Source organism: Streptomyces sp. MBT65 (genome assembly GCF_016612545.1).
Lineage (GTDB): Bacteria > Actinomycetota > Actinomycetes > Streptomycetales > Streptomycetaceae > Streptomyces.
Window position 1 is genome coordinate 1 of record NZ_JAENRY010000020.1, and the last position, 17,974, is coordinate 17,974.

Annotated in this window: 12 protein-coding genes and 1 pseudogene; 7 read left to right on the forward strand and 6 right to left on the reverse strand. The window is 70.3% G+C overall.

What is annotated here, in order from left to right; all coding sequences use genetic code 11:
- Positions 1-1,124, forward strand: a pseudogene (locus JHN63_RS07250) (glycoside hydrolase family 5 protein); the annotation flags it as partial.
- A gap of 25 nt (positions 1,125-1,149) precedes the next feature.
- Here the strand turns inward: JHN63_RS07250 and JHN63_RS07255 are convergent.
- Positions 1,150-2,037, reverse strand: coding sequence for a TetR/AcrR family transcriptional regulator (locus JHN63_RS07255; RefSeq protein WP_200678068.1), 888 nt, complete (start codon positions 2,035-2,037; stop codon positions 1,150-1,152).
- A gap of 29 nt (positions 2,038-2,066) precedes the next feature.
- A complete protein-coding gene (locus tag JHN63_RS07260; RefSeq protein WP_234476254.1) occupies positions 2,067-3,491 on the reverse strand; it encodes an FAD-dependent oxidoreductase in 1,425 nt (474 codons plus the stop codon).
- A 128-nt stretch (positions 3,492-3,619) separates the two neighbouring features.
- On the opposite strand from JHN63_RS07260, the gene JHN63_RS07265 reads away from it, so the two are divergent.
- From JHN63_RS07265 to JHN63_RS07285, 5 genes are all read left to right on the forward strand, one after another.
- Positions 3,620-5,212, forward strand: a complete 1,593-nt coding sequence (locus tag JHN63_RS07265; RefSeq protein ID WP_234476255.1) for an APC family permease — start codon at positions 3,620-3,622, stop codon at positions 5,210-5,212.
- A gap of 42 nt (positions 5,213-5,254) precedes the next feature.
- Complete coding sequence (locus JHN63_RS07270; protein ID WP_200678072.1) at positions 5,255-6,637, forward strand: NAD-dependent succinate-semialdehyde dehydrogenase; 1,383 nt, start codon at positions 5,255-5,257, stop codon at positions 6,635-6,637.
- A gap of 64 nt (positions 6,638-6,701) precedes the next feature.
- Positions 6,702-8,813 (forward strand): acetate--CoA ligase family protein, encoded by a 2,112-nt coding sequence (locus tag JHN63_RS07275; protein WP_200678074.1) that lies wholly within the window; start codon positions 6,702-6,704, stop codon positions 8,811-8,813.
- On the forward strand, positions 8,797-9,951 hold the full coding sequence (locus JHN63_RS07280; RefSeq protein WP_200678076.1) for an acyl-CoA dehydrogenase family protein: 1,155 nt from the start codon (positions 8,797-8,799) through the stop codon (positions 9,949-9,951). The genes JHN63_RS07275 and JHN63_RS07280 overlap by 17 nt, the downstream gene beginning before the upstream one ends.
- Positions 9,952-9,996: 45 nt before the next feature.
- Positions 9,997-11,010 carry a nitronate monooxygenase family protein gene (locus JHN63_RS07285; protein ID WP_200678078.1) on the forward strand — a complete coding sequence of 338 codons (1,014 nt, stop codon included), beginning with the start codon at positions 9,997-9,999 and terminating at the stop codon, positions 11,008-11,010.
- Positions 11,011-11,017: 7 nt separating this feature from the next.
- On the opposite strand, the gene JHN63_RS52475 is transcribed toward JHN63_RS07285, so the two are convergent.
- The 3 genes from JHN63_RS52475 to JHN63_RS07300 form a co-directional block, all read right to left on the reverse strand.
- Positions 11,018-11,431 (reverse strand): peptidase inhibitor family I36 protein, encoded by a 414-nt coding sequence (locus JHN63_RS52475; RefSeq protein ID WP_307781840.1) that lies wholly within the window; start codon positions 11,429-11,431, stop codon positions 11,018-11,020.
- A gap of 33 nt (positions 11,432-11,464) precedes the next feature.
- Positions 11,465-12,568: an RICIN domain-containing protein gene (locus JHN63_RS07295; protein ID WP_200678080.1), complete on the reverse strand. Its 1,104-nt coding sequence runs from the start codon at positions 12,566-12,568 to the stop codon at positions 11,465-11,467.
- Positions 12,569-12,994: 426 nt separating this feature from the next.
- A complete protein-coding gene (locus JHN63_RS07300) occupies positions 12,995-16,198 on the reverse strand; it encodes a TIM-barrel domain-containing protein (protein ID WP_200678115.1) in 3,204 nt (1,067 codons plus the stop codon).
- 85 nt (positions 16,199-16,283) lie between these two features.
- Between JHN63_RS07300 and JHN63_RS07305 the strand changes: the two genes are divergently transcribed.
- Positions 16,284-16,655 carry an alpha/beta fold hydrolase gene (locus tag JHN63_RS07305; RefSeq protein WP_234476256.1) on the forward strand — a complete coding sequence of 124 codons (372 nt, stop codon included), beginning with the start codon at positions 16,284-16,286 and terminating at the stop codon, positions 16,653-16,655.
- Between the two features lie 17 nt (positions 16,656-16,672).
- Here the strand turns inward: JHN63_RS07305 and JHN63_RS07310 are convergent, their stop codons facing one another.
- Positions 16,673-17,893: an IS110 family transposase gene (locus tag JHN63_RS07310; RefSeq protein ID WP_200678082.1), complete on the reverse strand. Its 1,221-nt coding sequence runs from the start codon at positions 17,891-17,893 to the stop codon at positions 16,673-16,675.
- Positions 17,894-17,974 lie beyond the last annotated feature (81 nt).

Consider the following 17,974-nt stretch of genomic DNA (forward strand, 5'->3'; position numbering starts at 1 on the left):
CGAACCTGCTCATCGTCATCGAGGGCATCAACTGGACCGGCCTGCCCATCGACGGCTTCGCCCACGGCCGCCCCCTGCTCACCCCCGCCCTCACGCTCTCGCACACCCTGGTCGCCGCCCACAAACTCGTCTACTCGGCCCACTTCTACGGCTACACGGGTCCCCACCACAGCGGCGCCACCGGACTCGGCGAGACCAGCGACCCCCGCTACCAGGACCTCAGTCGCGACGCGCTGTTCCAGGCCCTCTACGACGAGGCGTTCTTCGTCTCCCAGGACAACGGCAAGCACTACACCGCCCCTGTGTGGATCAGCGAGTTCGGCATCGGAGCGGGCGAGACCGGTACCGCGGCACGCACCTGGTTCGGCAATGCGACCGCCTACTTCGCCGACCACGACGCCGACTTCGCGTACTGGCCCCTGGTCGGCTGGCAGGGCCACGACGACTGGGCCCTGCTGCGCTACGACACGGACGGCACCCGGCACGGCCTCCTGGACGACGCGGACTGGCGCGGCGCCGGATGGCAGCGATTGATGTCCGCCCCCTCGCTCACCGGTCCGGTCGCCCGCGTCCCCGCTTGGCAGATGCTCGCCACCGACCACGGCGACTACGTCGAGTCCGTACGGGTGCGCGCCACCGGCGACTGGGACTCGGGAGCCGCCAAGGCGGCCTGCCCGGACGGCCTGCGGCTGATCGGTCTGGGGCACACCTCGGGCCGGGGACTGTGCACGGACGTCACCGCGGGCGGCCTGCGTGCCGCGGACGGCGCCCAGTCGGTCGTCACCGACGAACGCAACGTCCCGCAGGGCGGCGACTGGGCCTCGGGATACACCAAACTCCAGTGCGCCCAGGGCCAGTTCCTCATCGGCTACAGCCACCGGGGTGTGCGGACGTCGGCATCTCTGTGCGCGCCCGCCGCTGTCGCCCTGGCGGGCACGGGACGCACCGTGTGGTTCGACCGGTCCGACAACCGGCCCGCCGGCGCCGGCGGCGGTGACTTCGCGAGCGGCGACTACAAGGGCCAGTGCGCGGACGACGAGTACGCCGCGGGCATCGCCTACACCACCCGCACCGGCAGCTCGCCGGGCCCCGCGGCCCTGTTCTGCCGCAAGCTGGCCGGCTGACGCCGAAGGCGAGTGGGCGGGTGTCTCACGAGGGCGGCGGAAGCTGATCGGTCAGGTCGAGGTGCGGTTCGAAGGCGTGCAGCAGGAGCGCGCGCATACGGTCCGGCTGCATGTCCGTCGAGTTGACGAGGATCTGGATCGCCAGACCGTCGACCATCGCGGTGAACCGGTCGGCGAGGGCCTCGATGTCCGCCTCCGGCGCGAGGCCCTCGGACCGGCACTCGTGCAGCACGTCCACCACGACCCGGTACCAGCCCGAGTAGATCCGCCGCTGCGCGGGCCGCAGCAGGGGCTCCAGCATCGCCTGGTTCCAGAACTGGATCCACACCGACCATTCGTCGATGTCGTCGGCGGTGAGCGGGAGTTGGACCTCGATCAGGCGGCGCAGCTTGTCCCGCGCGGATGTCGCCCGGCCGAACTCCTCGTCGATCCGGGTGCGGAACCGTTGGGCGTAGAACTCGAGCGCCGCGTGCAGCGTGGCTTCCTTGCTGGGGAAGTGGTAGTGCACCGTCGCCGTGCTGGTCCCGCAGTAGCGGGCGATGTCCGAGACCCGCACGTTGTGATAGCCCCGGCGGGCGATGAGGACGGTCGCGGCCTCCAGGATCTGGTCCCGGCGTTCCTGTGCCGTCACCGGCTGCGCCCGGTCCCGGCCGGCGTCGGGCGGGAGGACGGGCTCCGGACCGGTTCCCTCGACCAGATACGCCGTGGAGACCCCGCATGCCTTCGCGATGGCGGCGATCTCCTCGTCGCGCAGCCGCCGGGTCCCGCGCAGTGCCTTGGAGAGGGCGGTCGGGTCCATGCCGATCCGGTGGGCGAGTTCGCGCTGGGAGACGGCGGCGGCCCGGATCGCCGTACGGACGCGTTCCGGCAGATCGGCGACGGTCGCGGCCGGCCGCTCTTCGATGCTGGTCATAACCCGGTCAGTATGTCAGGCACGGTCGTTCACCCCTGGTGGACGACGGCCGCGAGGGCGCTGATCACCTCGGCCGCGGCCCGCTCGCCCGACGAGATCGCCCCGTCGATGTAGCCGTTCCACACCGAGGCGGTCTCGGTCCCCGCCCAGTGGACGAGCCCGGCCGGCTCCCGCCAGCCGTCCCTGCCGTGCCGGGTCCAGCCGCCCGGGGTCACGAAGCACTCGTAGCCGCCGATGGTCCAGCCGGTCCGGGGCCAGATCTGCTCGACATAGTCGACGGGCGCTCCGGCCCGGGGTCCGGCGACGGCGGACAGGGCGGCCAGCACCTCGTGGCGGCGCTCGGTGTCGGTTCCGGCGGACCAGCGGTCGAGCCGGTCGCCGTAGACGAACGCGACGAGCACGCCGCGCGAGGCGTCCTCCGGGGAGTTGTCGAAGACGACGCCGACCGGGCTGTCGCCGAAGAACGTCGCGATGCCGGAGCGGCCCGCCGGGCGCCAGAAGGGTTCCTCGTAGACGGCGTGCACCTTGGCGACCCGGCCCATCGGGGAGTGGCGGACCCAGCCGCGCCGCCCGACGGGCAGTACCGGGTCGAAGGCGATGCGCTCGACCGCCGCCGGGGGTACGGCGACGACGGCTCGGCGGGCGCGGACGACGGTGTCGCCGGTGTACGCCTCCACGCCGTGGGCGGTCTGTCGGAGGGACAGCACCGGGTCACCGAGCCGGACCCGACCGCCGAGCGATGTCGCGAGCGCGTGGGCCACCGCGTCGGCTCCGTCGGAGAAGCGTGCGTCCTGGGCGCAGCCGCGGGTCTCCATCAGCTGTTCGTAACCGCCGCCGGAGGCCAGGTAGAAGAGCACGTGGAAGAAGGAGATCTCGTGCGGTTCGGCGCACCAGAGGCCCTGGACCGCGAGCGCCAGTCGCGCCAGGGCGTCCTCGTCGGCGGTCTGCGCGCGGAAGAAGTCCTCGGCCGACTGGGCGTCGAACTCCGCGAACCGCGGGGTGGACCACGGCAGTTCGAGGTCGACGGTGCGGGCGAGATCGTCGAGCAGGGCGGTGACGCGTGCGTACTCCTCGATGCCCGGTCCGCTGTCCGGTGCGCCGCCCGCGTAGTCGACGCGGGTGCCGTCGGCGCGGATCTCGACGTGCCGTCCGGTCTCCCAGGTCGGGAACGTCCGGCAGCCGAACCGGTCCGCGAGCGCGTGGAACCGTCGCTGGGTCGGCCCGATCCACTGTCCTCCGTGGTCGATGCGCACCCCCGACGGACTCACCTGGCTGAACACGCGGCCACCGACGCGCTCGGCGGCCTCCAGTACGACCACGTCGACCCCGGCGTCGGCCAGCCGCCACGCGGTGCTCAGCCCCGCGTAGCCGGCGCCCACGACCACGACCTCGGTGTCGACTGCAGAAGTTTCGAGTGTTGTCACGCCGGACACCGTGTCGCAACGTTGACCCATCAGTCAAGATGCACCACAAAATTGCGATCGAGGTCTTGACAGCACCTCCGGCCACGGCCAGTCTGACTCGCCAATCAGTCATTGCGTTTTGTTGTCGGTACCCGTAGACCATCAGATCGGGAGTGGCGATGACCTCGGATTCGCAATACCAAAGAGGCAAGGCACCGGCACCCGCGCAGGAGCTCAGCCCCGCCGTCGAGCCGATCGACGTCGAGTTCTCCGACAAGGGTTTGCGCTCCGGCGCGCTCGGCATGGCCACCAGCCTGATCCTCGCCGTGGCGTCCGCGGCCCCCGCCTACAGCAGCCTCACCGCGACGCTGGCCTTCGTCGTCGGATACGTCGGCTTCCAGGCCCCGTCCGTGGTCGTGCTCGCCTTCGTCCCGATCCTGTTCGTCTCCTTCGGCTACGCCGCCCTCAACCGACGCGACCCGGACTGCGGCACGATCTTCACCTGGGCCACCCGCTCCCTGAACCCGAGCCTCGGCTTCCTCGGCGGCTGGGCGATCATCGCGTCCTTCGTCCTGGTGATCGGCAGCCTCGCGCAGGTCGCCGGGCAGTACGTGTTCCTGCTGTTCGGCGCGGAGAACATCGGTTCCGACCCGGCCGACTGGCGGGTGCTGCTGGCCGGACTCGGCTGGCTCGCGCTGATGACCCTCGTCTGCTACCGCGGCATCGAGATCGCGGCGGCGGTCCAACGCGCCCTGCTCTTCCTGGAGTTCGGCATGCTCGTGGCCCTCTCCGTCGTCGCGCTCGTCAAGGTGTACGCCGACAGCGCGCCGACCGGCACCCGGCGGCCGAGCCTGTCCTGGCTCAACCCGTTCGAGGGCGCGTCCCTGAGCGCGTTCGTCAGCGCGCTGGTGCTGATGCTGTTCATCTACTGGGGCTGGGAGACGGCGCTCACCGTCAACGAGGAGACCACCGACCGACACCGCATCCCGGGCCGCGCCGCGACCTGGTCCACGGTCCTGCTGGTGACGCTGTACCTCCTCGCCACCTTCGCCGCGATCTCCTTCGCCGGCATCGGCGACTCCGGGATCGGCCTGAACAACCCGGACAACTCCGGGGACGTCCTGTACGGCTTCGGCACCGCGGTGTTCGGGTCGAGCGGTTTCGGCTCGGTGCTGTGGCACCTGCTGATCCTCATGGTCCTCACCTCGGCCGCCGCGTCGACGGAGACGACCGTACTGACCCTCAGCCGCACGATGCTGTCGATGGGCGACCAGGGCGCGCTCCCCCGCGCACTGGCCCGGGTGCACCCGCGCTTCCGCATCCCGCACGTGGGCACGATCGCGGTCGGGGTGATCGGCGCGGTGGTGTACGTCGCGCTGAACTTCCTCGGCCACGGTCTCGTCCTCGGCGACGCGGTGTCGGCCTGCGGAGTGCTGATCGCCTTCTACTACGGCCTCACCGGCCTCACCTCCGCCTGGGTGCACCGCACCGGGCCGCGCGCCAAGGCGACGGACCTCTGGCTGACCGTCGTCCTCCCCGCGATCGGCGGGCTCGTCCTGCTCGCCGCGGGAGCGTGGAGCCTGGTGCAGGCGTGGGATCCCATCAACAGCGGTACGAGCTGGTCGCTCCCGTTCTCCTCGGGAACCCACGTCGGCGGCACGTTCCTGATCGGCACCGGAACGCTCGTGCTCGGCCTGCTCGCCCTGCTGGTCTGCCGGCGCCTGTACCCCGCGTTCTTCGAACGCCGGTCAACTCCCGCAGTCCAGGCCTGAGTTCGACCCTTCCGTCCTACGACCCCTCGAGGTTCATCACTCATGACCCTGCCAGGCACGGGGCAGCCCGCCTATCAGGTCGTCGATCCCGCGACCGGCGACCCGGTCCGCTCCTTCCCCTACGCCACCGATGCCGAGGTCGCCGAGATCCTGGACGCCGCGCACTCGGCGTACCTCGACTGGCGGGAGCGCACCGTCGCCGAACGCGCGAACCTCGTCCGCCGAGCGGGCGCCGCTCTCCTACGACGGTCCCGCGAACTGGCCGCGACCATGCGGCTGGAGATGGGCAAGCCGCTCTCCGAAGGGACCGACGAGATCGAGTACTGCGCGTCGATCTTCGACCACTACGCCGACCAGGGCCCCGCCCTGCTCGCGGACGAGGAGCTCGCGACCCGTGGCGCAGGCCGCGCGGTCGTCCAGTCCCGCCCGATCGGCCCGCTGTTGGGCGTCATGCCCTGGAACTACCCCTCCTATCAGGTCGCCCGCTTCGCCGTCCCGAATCTCGTGCTGGGCAACACCGTGATCGTCAAGCACGCCGAGTCGGTCCCGCTCACCGCCGGCGCACTTGAGCAGGTGTTCCTCGAAGCGGGCCTGCCGCACGGGACGTACCTCAATGTCTTCGCCACGCACGAGCAGGTCGAGACCGTCATCGCCGACCCCCGGGTCCAGGGCGTGTCGCTGACGGGGTCCGAGCGTGCGGGCTCGGTCGTCGCCGCGACCGCGGGCCGTTACCTGAAGAGGTGCGTGCTCGAACTCGGCGGCTCGGACCCGTTCGTCGTGCTCGACTCCCCCGACGTGACCGCCGTGGCGGCGCTGGCCTGGCGGACGCGGATCCATAACAACGGACAGGCCTGCACCTCCAACAAGCGCATGCTCGTGATGACCGACATCTACGACGAGTTCGTAGCCGCGCTCGTCGCCGAGGCCGAGGCCGTCGACACCGCCGTACACCCGCCGTTGGCCTCCCGCGCGGCGGCCGAGCACCTCGCGGCCCAGGTCGAGGACGCCGTCGCCAAGGGCGCCCGTCTGCTCGTGGGCGGTGTCCTGGCCCCGGACCGGTCGGCCCGCTACTCCCCCGCCGTCCTGGTGGACGTCACCGAGGACATGCGGGCCTGGCAAGAGGAACTCTTCGGGCCGGTGGCCGTCGTCCACCGCGTGACGCACGACGAGCACGCGGTCCAACTCGCCAACTCCACTCCGTACGGACTCGGTTGTGCTGTGTTCAGCGCCGATCCCGAGCGGGCGCGGCGCGTCGCGGAGCGGCTGGAGAGCGGCATGGCGAACATCAACACCCCGTCCGTGGACGGACCCGAACTCCCCTTCGGCGGAGTCGGGCGCTCCGGCTACGGCCGCGAACTGGGCCCGGGAGTCAGCGAGTTCATCAACAAGCGGCTCCTGTGCACGGCGGTGCAGGCCCATGTCTGATCAGTTCAGCACCGCGGATCACCGCAGCGGCCTGCCGTCGACACCGGAGAACGGGAGGCCGTCCGTGTCCTTTCCCCAGGCCTTCGTCGACCCTTCGTCCGTCGCGGTCGTCGGCGCCACCGAGGACCGCGCCAAGTGGGGCTACTGGCTCGCCACCGGCGCCCTCGCGGGAGCCGACCGGCGGCAGGTGTGGCTGGTCAACCGCCGCGCCGCGCACGTCCTCGGGCAGCCCTGCCACGCGACAGTGGGCGAGCTGCCGGGGACCCCCGATCTCGTCGTCGTGGGCGTGCCGCCGGAGCACGTCCTCCCCGTCGTGCGGGACGCCCTCGCCAAGGGGTGCCGCGCTTTCCTCGCGATCACCACGGGACTCGGTGCCGACGAGTCCGAACTCGCCTCCCTGCTGCGCGAGTCGGACGCGCGGATGATCGGGCCGAACAGCCTCGGGATGTTCAACGCGGCCACGCAACTCCGGCTGGCCTGGGGGAACTTCACTCTCGGGAGTCTCGCGATCGTCTCGCAGAGCGGTCAGCTCGGCTCCGAGATCGCCGGTCTCGGCGCCCGGACCGGACTGGGTGTGTCCCGCTTCTACTCGGTCGGCAACCAACTCGACGTGGGGGCCGCCGACATACTCGAATCCCTCGTCGCCGACGAGCACACCACCACGGTGGCCCTCTACTTGGAGAGCTTCGCGGACGGCACACGGATCGTCGCCGCCCTCGATGCCCTGCGCCGCGTCGGCAAACACGTACTCGTGCTCACCACCGGCGCGAGCGAGGGCAGTCGTCGACTCGCGCGGTCCCACACCGGTTCGATGACCTCGGCGCTCGACGTCGTCGACGCGGCGTGCCGCGCCACCGGAGCCCTTCGCGTGGCTTCCCCGCGCGAACTCGTCGACGCGGCACGGGTGTTGGACACGACCACGCCACCGGATGGACGCCGGGTCGCGGTCATCAGCGACAGCGGCGGACAGGGCGGGATCGCCGCCGACCTCGCCACCACCCGGGGGCTGCGGGCACCGGTCTTCACCGACCGGCTGCAAGCCGGTCTCCGTACTCTGCTCCCGCCCGCCGCTGCGGTGTCCAATCCCGTGGACCTCGCGGGCGCGGGAGAAGCGGACCTCCAAATCTACGCACGGGTCGCCGAGTTGGTGGCCGCCTCCGGCGAGGTCGACTCGATCGTCCTGTCGGGATACCTGGGTTGCTACGGCGAGGACTCGCCGAGCCTCGTGGACGCCGAGTCCGCCGTGATCGACCGCCTCGGCGACCTCCGGCGGACGGAAACGACACGGGTACCCCTGATCGTGCACAGCATGAGCGCCGTCTCACCGGCGGTTGCCCGGCTACGGGAGCACCGCGTCCCGGTCTTCGACACCATCGACGCGGCGCTGGGCGCGCTGGGCCATGTGACCCGGTTGGGCGGGCAGCCCCGCCCGACTCCAGCGACCGTACGAACCGGAACGACGGTCCCAACTCCCGGCTACTGGGCGGCTCGTACGTTCCTCAGCGCACTCGGCATCGCGCTGCCCGAGGCGAGACGGGTAACCGACGCGGCCGGGTTCGCGGAGGCCTGCGCGTCCCTGCGAGCACCCCTTGTGCTCAAGGCCGGCTGGATCGAGCACAAAAGCGAACACCGGGCCGTCAGAACCGGGTTGGGACCGGAAACCGCCGCTGCCGTGTTCCGTGAGATGTACGAACGGCTCGGCCCCGGTGAGTATGTCGTCGAGGAGCAGGACACCCGGCCAGGCGTCGTCGAGATGCTGATCGGCGCCCGCCGGGACCGTGACTTCGGTCCGACCGTGGCCGTGGGCCATGGCGGGGTCCACGCCGAACTCTGGCGTGACGTCTCCGTGGAGCTGGCGCCGGTCGACCGACGGACGGCGGCCGCAATGCTCGACCGCCTGCGCTCGCGCCGGCTGCTGGACGGCTGGCGGGGACAACCGGCGGTCGACCTCGACGCCCTGGTCAACGCGATCGTCGCCGTGTCGGAGGCGATCGCGGCCACCACCGGTGTGACGGACATCGAGGTCAACCCGATCCGGGTCGGGCCCGAGGGCGCGCTCGCCGTGGACGCGCTCGTCGTCTCCAGCACCGCAGCAGCCGTACCAGAAACAACCGGGGTGAACGGCCACCGGGAAACCACCGAGGAGCAGGAGATATCGCGTGAGCACGTCCACTGAGCCCTGGCCGCTGACCGATGAGCAGCGGGCGATCGTCGAACTGTGCCGGGAGTTCGCCGCGAACGAGATCCGGCCGCGCGGACGCGAGGTCGACGAGCGTGACATCGAGTCACCGCTGGACATCTTTCGGGCGGCGGCCAAGGTCGGCATCACCGACTTCATGCTGCCCGAAGAGTACGGCGGGGGCGGATTCACCGATGTCGTGACGCAGTGCCTGGTGCAGGAGCAGATGTGCTGGGGCGATCCGGGCATCGGCAACTTCGTGTGCTCCAACGGGTTCTTCGCCGACCCGCTGCTCGCGCTCGGCACCGAGGAGCAGAAGGCGGAGTGGCTGCGTCCGCTCGCCGGTCCGAACCCGCTCTACACCGCGCTGGCGACGACCGAGCCGGAAGCGGGTTCCGATGCCGCGTCGATCGCCACCACGGCCGTCCGGGTCGAGGGCGGCTATGCGATCAGCGGGCAGAAGGTGTGGATCTCCAACGCGGGCCTGGCCGACCAGTACGTGGTGTTCGCCAAGACCGACCCCACCCGGGGATCCTCCGGGGTCACCGCGTTCCTGCTGCGCAAGGGTGCGGAGGGCATGAGGTTCGGCGAGCCCATGCGCAAGATGGGGCAGCGCGCGATCGTCTGCCGCGAGATCTTCTTCGACGACGTCTTCGTGCCGGAGTCCGACCGCCTCGGGGACGAGGGGCAGGGCTTCCGCGGACTGATGAGGACCTTCGACATCTCACGGATCGTGCTGGCCGCGGCGGCGACCGGAGCGGCCCGTGCGGCCTACGAGTACGCGCTCCAATACGCCCGGGAGCGCAAGCAGTTCGGCAAGCCGATCATCGAGCACCAGGCCGTCGCGTTCCGACTGGCCGACATGGCGACCCGGATCGAGTCCGCGTGGCTGCTGACCCTGCACGCGGCGCGCCGGATGGACGCCGGGGCGGACGCCACGAAGCTCGCGGCCATGGCCAAGCTCCAGGCCTCGGAGACCTCGATGGCGGTGACCTGGGGTGCCGTGCAGACCCTCGGCGGCTGGGGCTACTCGCGCGAGTTCCCGGTCGAACAGTGGATGCGCGACGCCAAGTTGGAGGAGATCGAGGAGGGCACCTCGGACATCATGCGGCTGATCATCTCGCGCCGCCTCTGACGCCCCTGACACCTGCGACGTCCCCACCCCGGCAACAGGAGTGACATGACCTTCCAGAACGAGTTCACGGAGATGTTCGGGGTCGAACATCCCGTCGTGTGCGGCGGAATGCTCGCGGTGGGTACCGCGGAACTGATCTCGGCCGTCGCGAACGCCGGCGCGCTGGGCTTCCTCAGCGCGCTGACCCAGCCCACCCCGGAGGCGCTCGCGAAGGAGATCGCGCGCTGCCGTGACCTGACCGACAGGCCGTTCGGCGTCAACCTCACCATCCTGCCCACCATCGAGCCGGTGCCGTACGACGACTACCGGGCGGTCATCATCGACTCGGGGGTGAAGGTCGTGGAGACGGCGGGCAGCAACCCCGCACCGCACCTCCCGGCGTTCAAGGAGGCCGGCGTGAAGGTCGTGCACAAGGCCGTCGCCGTCCGGCACGCGCTGAAGGCGGAGGCGCTGGGCGTCGACGCCGTCAGCATCGACGGGTTCGAGTGTGCCGGGCACCCCGGTCAGGACGACGTCTCCGGCCTCGTCCTGATCCCGGCCGCCGCCCGCAGGCTGCGCATCCCGATCATCGCGTCCGGCGGTTTCGCCACCGGCTCCGGTCTCGTCGCGGCCCTGGCGCTCGGAGCGTGCGCGATCAACATGGGGACCCGGTTCGAGGCGACCGAGGAGGCGCCGATCCACCCGAACGTCAAGGCGCGGATCGTCGCGAACGACGAGCGCGGCACCCAGATCGTGTTCCGGGAGTTCGGCAACACCGCCCGGGTGGCGCGCAATTCGGTCTCCCAGGACATCGCCCGCCTGGGCGCGCGCCCAGGGGCCGACTTCTCCGACGTGGCCGAACTCGCCTCCGGGAAACGCGCCAGGCAGCGGGTACTGCGGGAGGGCGATGTAGAGGGCGGCATGTGGTGGGCCGGTCAGGCGCAGGGCCTCATCGACAGCGTGGAGAGCTGCGAGACGGTGGTCCGCACGATAGTCGCGGAGGCCGAGAACATCATCCACGACCGCCTCCGGCGGCAACTCGTGCCGTCTGCCGGCATGACCCCGGCGGTGGTCGGCTGAACGGTGCTTACATCGATCGAGCTGAGGTCCGTCCACGCTGGACCGAAAGGCGGTAACGGTACGCGGTGTTGAGGCCGACTTCCTCGCCGCAACCGGCTACGGCGAGGACCAAGCCCCCGCCCTCACGGAACAGTTGATGTCGAGGTTGGAACGATTCGCGCCGATCGGTCGCAGGGCACCTCCGTAGAGGCGCCCGATCGGTCGCAGGGCACCTCCGTAAAGGCGCCCTGCGGCGAGCTGCGGCCTTACTGGGGCTTGAAGGAACGGATCTGGTAGCTGCCCTGCGGGTTCCCCCGCCGTTCCAGTCGCTGTAGATGCAGAAGTACCCGGACGTGCACTTGAAGGCCGCCAGGCTGCTGGGTGCAGCGGGGGCCGCGGTCGCGGCAGGCCCCCGCACCCAGGACTGCGGCGAAGGCGCCACGGCGCCACGGCGTTGAGCTTGGGGAGCGTGCCGTCAGCCGGTGCTCCACTTCTGGTTGCTCCCGCCCGTACAGCTCCACAGTTGCAGCACCGCGCCGTTGCCGGTCCCCGCATCCGTCACGTCGACGCACTTGTCGGCCTGGACGTTGACCAGATCGTGCGCGGCGTTGAGCCTGAACTGCTGGGCCCCGGTGCCGTTGCAGGCGACCAGCTTGATCCACGCGCCGTCCGCCCGCGAACCGCCGTCGACGTCCATGCACTTGCCCAGGGCGCGGACCGTTCCGTCCGACGCGAACTTCCACTTCTGGCGGGCGGCACCCGTGCAGTCCCAGATCTGCAGACGGGTGTTGTCCGCCGAGCTGCCTCCGGTCACGTCGATACAGCGGGCGGAGGCGTGACCCCGGATCAGTACACCGTTGGCGGCGTTGACGGCGTTGGTGGAAGCGGCGGTCGGCGAGGAACTCCCGGACGGCGCCCCGCCGTTCTTGGTGTCGCCCTTCGCGGTGGCTGTCGCCTCGCCGATCGCCGGTGAACCGGTCTTGGGGGTCGGCTGCCCACTGGACTGCCGCGTGGAGTCGGCTTCGAGCGCGGAGGATTCACCCGACGGCGAGGCGGAGCCGGACGAGTCGGTCACCTCCCCGCTCTGTTCGCTGCCCCGAACGGTGTCCGATCCATTGCCGGCCGCAGAACGTCCGTTGCCGTCATCGCCGTTCACCAGGAACAGGGAGCCGATCAGCACGACTCCGGCGGTAGCGGCGGCGGCGATCAGTACCCTGCGGCGCCGTGCGGGTCGGAGCGCGGGTCCGCTCGGAGCGGCCGTGATGTCGGCTCGATGGTCGTTCACGTCTCCGGCGGGTGCATCGGTACGCCCACCTGACGTCTCCTTGTCCGGTACGCGCTCGGTGAATGCCGCGAACTCGGCCGCCGCCGCGGACATGGGCGGCGGGAGCACGGACCCTGGGCCGGGGTCGGGGTCGGGTACGACCTCGGAGGCTGCGGCGGGCCCCAGCGCGGCGGCGGCCTCGGCGATCGCCGAAGGCCCCTTCGACCGGCGTGGCAGGGGCCGCGACGCGGCGTCGGGCTGATCGGTCCGGGCCGTGGCGGCCTCCGCCGTCGGATCCTCGGAGGAGGCCGTCATGTCGTCCTTCCGGTTACTGAGGTGGTGGATCCCTGCGTGGCCGGTACGGCGTCGAGATGCCGAAGACGTCGTGGTGGCCCGCGGTGGTCCGCGATGCGTTGAGCGGGCGCCGACGATCACCGTCCTCGTGCCCGAGGCGATTCTGTCGTGCCCACGACCGCCTGTGCAAAGGGCGACACGCGGTGTCCTCCCGACACCGGAATCTCTCGAAGCTCGGCCCCCATCAAGGGGGCTGCGTACGGCCGTTGCCGGCTGCTCACGTCCCTCCAGTCGTCCCGGGCAACGGCGTTCTCTGGGATCGGGGATCGCCGGCATCTGATGCTCCGTCAAGGAGTGCAGGGCGCTGCACTCCCTGGCCGTGCCCGCCGAGGGCCGACACCTACAACAGCCCTCCGATCTCCCCGAGTAGCGCAGTGGAGGCCGTCGTCAACCGCACGTCACGGTGATCGGCGCGTGCACGCTCCGCGGGGGCAGTGTGACGGTAAGGGTGTGGGTCGTGCTGTCGAAGTGGTAGGCGTGCGGGGAGAGTTGGGCTCCTCCCACACGGACGGCGTTCGGGGCGGTGACGCCGAGGAAGGAGACGGTCCACTGCCGGTTTCGGATCTGGCCGTGGAAGGTTCCGGTCGCGGGGGCGATCGTCAGCGTGCGTCGGGCGTTGTTCTCCCGGTACCGGATCTTCGTGGTGGCGGTGTGGCCGCGCCCTGTGCCGGCTCCGTCGTCCTCGTAGAGGGAGGAGGAACCGGAGGCGCCCGCAGCGACGGTGAGCGTGACCTTGGTCAGTGGGGCCTTGTCGTTGCTGGTCACGTTGTTCGTACGGGTCGGGATCGTCGCGCCCGCTCTGACGAACACGGGCATGGTGTCGAGGCCGCTGGTGATGTTCTGGGTCGTGCCACCGGCGTAGGTCTGCCCGGTGAAGTAGTCGGTCCACTGACTGCCGGGCGGGAACCACACCGAGGTCGTCGCCGTGGCACCGGGTGTCGTGACGGGGGCGACCAGCAGGTCGGAACCGTAGAAGTACTCGCTGCCCGAAGTGGCGTACGCCTGCGGCTCGTTGGGGTACTCGAGGTACATCGGGCGAGTGACGGGGACACCGGTCGTGCCGGCCTGCTGTGCGAGTGAGTAGGTGTACGGCACCAGGTTCTCGCGGAGGTTGAGGAACTTGTCCGCGGAGGCGCGGGCCGCGGTGCCGTACTGCCAGGGCAGCCGGTCGCTGTGGTTGCTGTGCAGCCGGTCGATGGGCTGGAAGGTGCCCAGTTGGACCCAGCGCGCGTACATGTCGTCGGGGAGTTTGCGCGTGGTGTGGGTCGTGCCGTCGGAGGTGTAGGTCTCCGAACCGGTCAGGTTCGTGGTGTCGTTGTGGCCGCCGATGTCATGGCTGATCGCCGACAGGCCGGTGGCGGCCGCCTCACCCGGCGTGTAGCCGACCTCCGCCTTCAGGGTGCCCCAGGTGGACGAGGTGTCGCCGGTGAAGTGGACGGTGGTGCGCTTGTCGGCCCACGGTCCGGTCGGCAGCCCCTGCTGGCCGCTGTAACCGCCCGCCTGGAGCGAGCCGTAGGCGCGGGAGACGACGAATCCGCGGCCGATGGTCTTGTCGGCATCCGTGGCGTACTGCTGGTTGATCCACGCGTCGGGAGTGACGCCGGGCAGCGAGGACTGGGAGTTGTCGCAGCACCAGTCCGGCCACCAGAAGTCGTTGCCCTGCCGGTCCATCGTCTGATGCAGGTCCATGTACGCCTTGAGCTGGTCGGGGTCGCCCCAGTCGAAGGTGTAGCAGTCCCCCGGGCCACTGCTCGCGGCCGAGGCACAACCCCCCTTGCGCAGCTTGCCCTTGGCGGTGGCCTGGGCCTGGGCGAACTGCGGGTCGCCGCTGAGGATGCTCGGGTGGACGTTGAGCGTGTTGTGCAGGCCCTGGGCGGCGGACCAGTCGAAGAACCCCTTCGGATCGGGGAACTTGGACGTGTCGATCTCCCAACCGCTCCATGTGTTGGGCGACTTGAAGTCGGTGTCGGTCACCAGGACGTCCAGGGGTACGCCCTCGGCCCGGAAGGCGGGCAGGATCCTGTTCTCGTAGTCGGCGGCGGTGCGGTCGATGTACTCCGAGTACCAGACGCCGTACGCCCATTGAGGAAGCAGTTCGGACGGGCCGGTCAGGGTGGCCAGGTCGGACAGGGCCTGTTTGTAGTCGTGGCCGTAGCCGAAGACATAGCCGTCCTGGTACGGCGCGCCGCCGTGGGAAGGGCGTTGGGTGACCTGGCGGGTGCCGGTGTCGTAGAGGGCCGAGGCCGTGTCGTCGAGCAGGTACCAGCCGTCCTTGTACAGCAGGCCCGGGGTGGTGGCCGGTGTGCCGTTGTCGCCGTTGAAGCCGTCGAGGCTGCGGCGGTAGCCGCCGAGCGCCAAGTGCGGTTGCGGGGCCGGGGAGTTGGCGGTGGTGACGGAGACCGTGTCGAGGTTGACGTGGCAGCTCGCGGTGTCCGGGCAGCCGACGGTGATGTCGGCGGCTCCGGCCTTGAGGGTGACGGGGACCGAGGCGGTCTTCCAGGTGTCCCAGTCGCCGGTGACGGGCAGGGACAGGGTCTGCGTGGTACCGCCGGAGGACACCGTGGCCGTACGTGTCTGGTAACGGCCGTCGCTGCCCGTCGCGTTGGCGTAGCGGACCTGCAACGCGTAGGTGCCGTCCGCCGGTACGCCGACCACATGGGTCAACAGGCCTGCTCCCTGGTTCAGTTCGGCGACGAAGCCGCTGCCGGAGTAGCCGGCGTGGTCGGTGGCGGTGATCGCCGAGCCCGAGCTGCGGTCGGCCTCGGCCTCGCAGTTCACGCCGAACCCGCAGTCCGTGATCGCGGTCGTGGACGTCGACGGAAAGCCGCCGCCCTGGTCGACCAGGGCGACGCTGTCGATGTTGACGTCGCCGGAGTCCGCGGCGGTCCTCGTCAGCGTGATGGTGTGGTGTCCGGCGCCGAGTTGTACCGCGCTGCTCGCCAGGCGCCAGGTGTTCCAGTTCGCGGTGACGGGCAGGCTCACCGTTCGGCTCGCGCCGCCGTCGACCGACAGGGTGAGGGTGCGTGTCGTGTTCTGGCCGTCGCCGCCGAGGGAGTTGGCGTAGCGCGCGTCGAACCGGTAGGTCCCCGACGAGGGGACGTCGACGTCGGCCGACAGGGAGTCGCCCGTTCCCTCGAAGCCGGCCAGGAATCCGGAGCCGGTGTATCCCGTGTGGTCCGAGACGATTCCGGGCCCGCTGTGCGGGAGTTGCTCCGCCTCGCACAGGGCGCCGAGGGCGCAGGTGAGCCGCTGCCACGGTGTGGCCTCGACGGGTGACCCGCCGGCCGACAGCCGTACGGAGAGGTTCTGCGCGTCGAAGGGCCCGGAACCCTCCTGGTACCGCAGGGTGAGCGCGCTGGTGCTGATGGTCAGCCAACCGTCGGACGTGTTGGAGGTGTACGAGGTCGGTGCGAACGCGGTGCGGCCGATCGCGTTGAACGTAGCGCTGTCGGTGAACTTCCCGTCCTGTGCGTACTCGGTGCGTATCAGGGTCGGGGACAGGATCTGGAAGCGTGCGTCGCCTGAAGTCACCGACGCGGTGCGGTGGTTCGTCGGTGCGTCCGCCGACGCCTCCGCGGTACCGGTCACCATCGTCGCCGCCAGGCTGCTCACCAGGGCGATGGCCGCGAGACGTCTTCGTAGGAGGCGCGTCGCGCGTAACGCTGGTCTTCTTCTCATGGACATCGTGGACATCATGGGCAGCTCCGTCCTGAAGCGGGCCTGCGGGGCCCGTGGTGAAGGTGTGCCGGGTCCCTTTCGCGCCTGGTGGAATGTGGCGCCATCCGACATCGTTGTCAAGCCCCGCCGTCGCAAGGACTTCGCGTGGGATCCGGCCTGGGTCTCCCACATCACCGCGCCCACACTCCCGCTGTGGACCGACCACGACCCGACCGGCGGACTCGACGAGGCGGCGCTGCTCCAGGGCTGGCTACCCGACGCGCGCCTGCACGTCATCGAGGACGCGGGCCACTGGCCGCAGTGGGAGAAGCCCGCCGAATTCCTGCGCGCCCACCGCGACTTCCTGCTGCTCGGCAAGGACCCGGTATGAGTTTCCTGAGTCAACCTCTATGTCGTGAAGGGTTCCTCAGCGGCTGCGCTGACCTTGTTGTCGGCTTGGTGGGTGGCGGGGTCGTAGCAGGTTCCGTCTCGCCAGCAGGCCCACATCACGCGGAGCCAGGCGCGGGCGAGGATGCGGATGGCGTGGGGGTGTCGCTTCTTGCGTGCCCGGGCGTCGTTGTAGATCTTGGCGGCCCAGTCGCTGCCGTGCCGGCTGTTGTCGGCGAAGGTGGTCAGAGCGACGCGGGCTCTGCGGTGGGTCGCGAAGCGGAAGGCAACGGTGCGGGATTTGCCCGAGGCGCGGGTGACAGGGACGACGCCGGCCTCGGCGATGAGCTGTTCGCAGGTCCGGGCGCGTTCCAGGAGGGGGCCGATCTCGCCGATGACCTGGCCGAGGCTTACCTTCCCGATCCGGGGCATGGTGGCGAACAGCGGGGTGTAGGGGTGGGCCTCGGTGGCGTCGGCGATGGCCTTGTCCAGGGCCTGGATCGTGGTGCGTATCGCCTGGACCAGCTGGACCTGGACGCGGACGAGCTGCCCGACAACGGCTTCGCCGAGGCGGGAGGCCGCCTTGGGGGCGGCACGCAGACGTTCGATGAGGACACTGCCGGGCTTCTTGCCGGAGTAGCCGTGGCGTTTGCACCAGGCTTCGAGTCGTCCGACGGTGAGCTTGGCGGCCGAGGCCGGGGTGGGGTGGCGCTCCAGGAACGCGATGGCGATGTCGCTGTCGAGTCCGTGGAAGACAGTCCTGCCGCCGGGCCAGTGCTCGTCCAGCAGCGCGGCGAGCTGGTTGACGGCGGCGATCCTGGCCTCGACGTGGTCGGAGCGGGTCCGGGTGAGGGCCTGAAGGTCCAGGGTGGCCTGCTCGGTGGGCTCCAAGCGGGGCAGGAGGTGGCCGTCTGTGCGCAGGTAGTCGGCGAGTTTCATGCTGTCGCCGGCGTCGGTCTTGGCCTTGGAGGCGCCCCAGCGTGCCCGCATGGCGTGGAAGGCGTTCGGGTGCACGGGCACGATCGGATGGCCGGCGGCCAGCAGGCGGTCCACCGCCAGACCGCGGGTGGTCTCGATCGCCACCGGCAGATCTGCCGGGTCGCCGTGCTTGCGCAGCCTCGCCAGGGTCTTGGTGAACCCTTGCTCGGTGTGGGTCAGTTCCCACCGGTCGATGCGCTTCCCGGCGTCATCCATGACGGTCACGTCATGGGTCTCGGTCGCCCAGTCCCATCCGATGAACACGAAGGTCGTACTCCTGTGGTTCTGACGGAGCACCTGCCCGGTGGTGAGGTCGTCTGCCGGGAGCTCATTAATCGGCCCTCT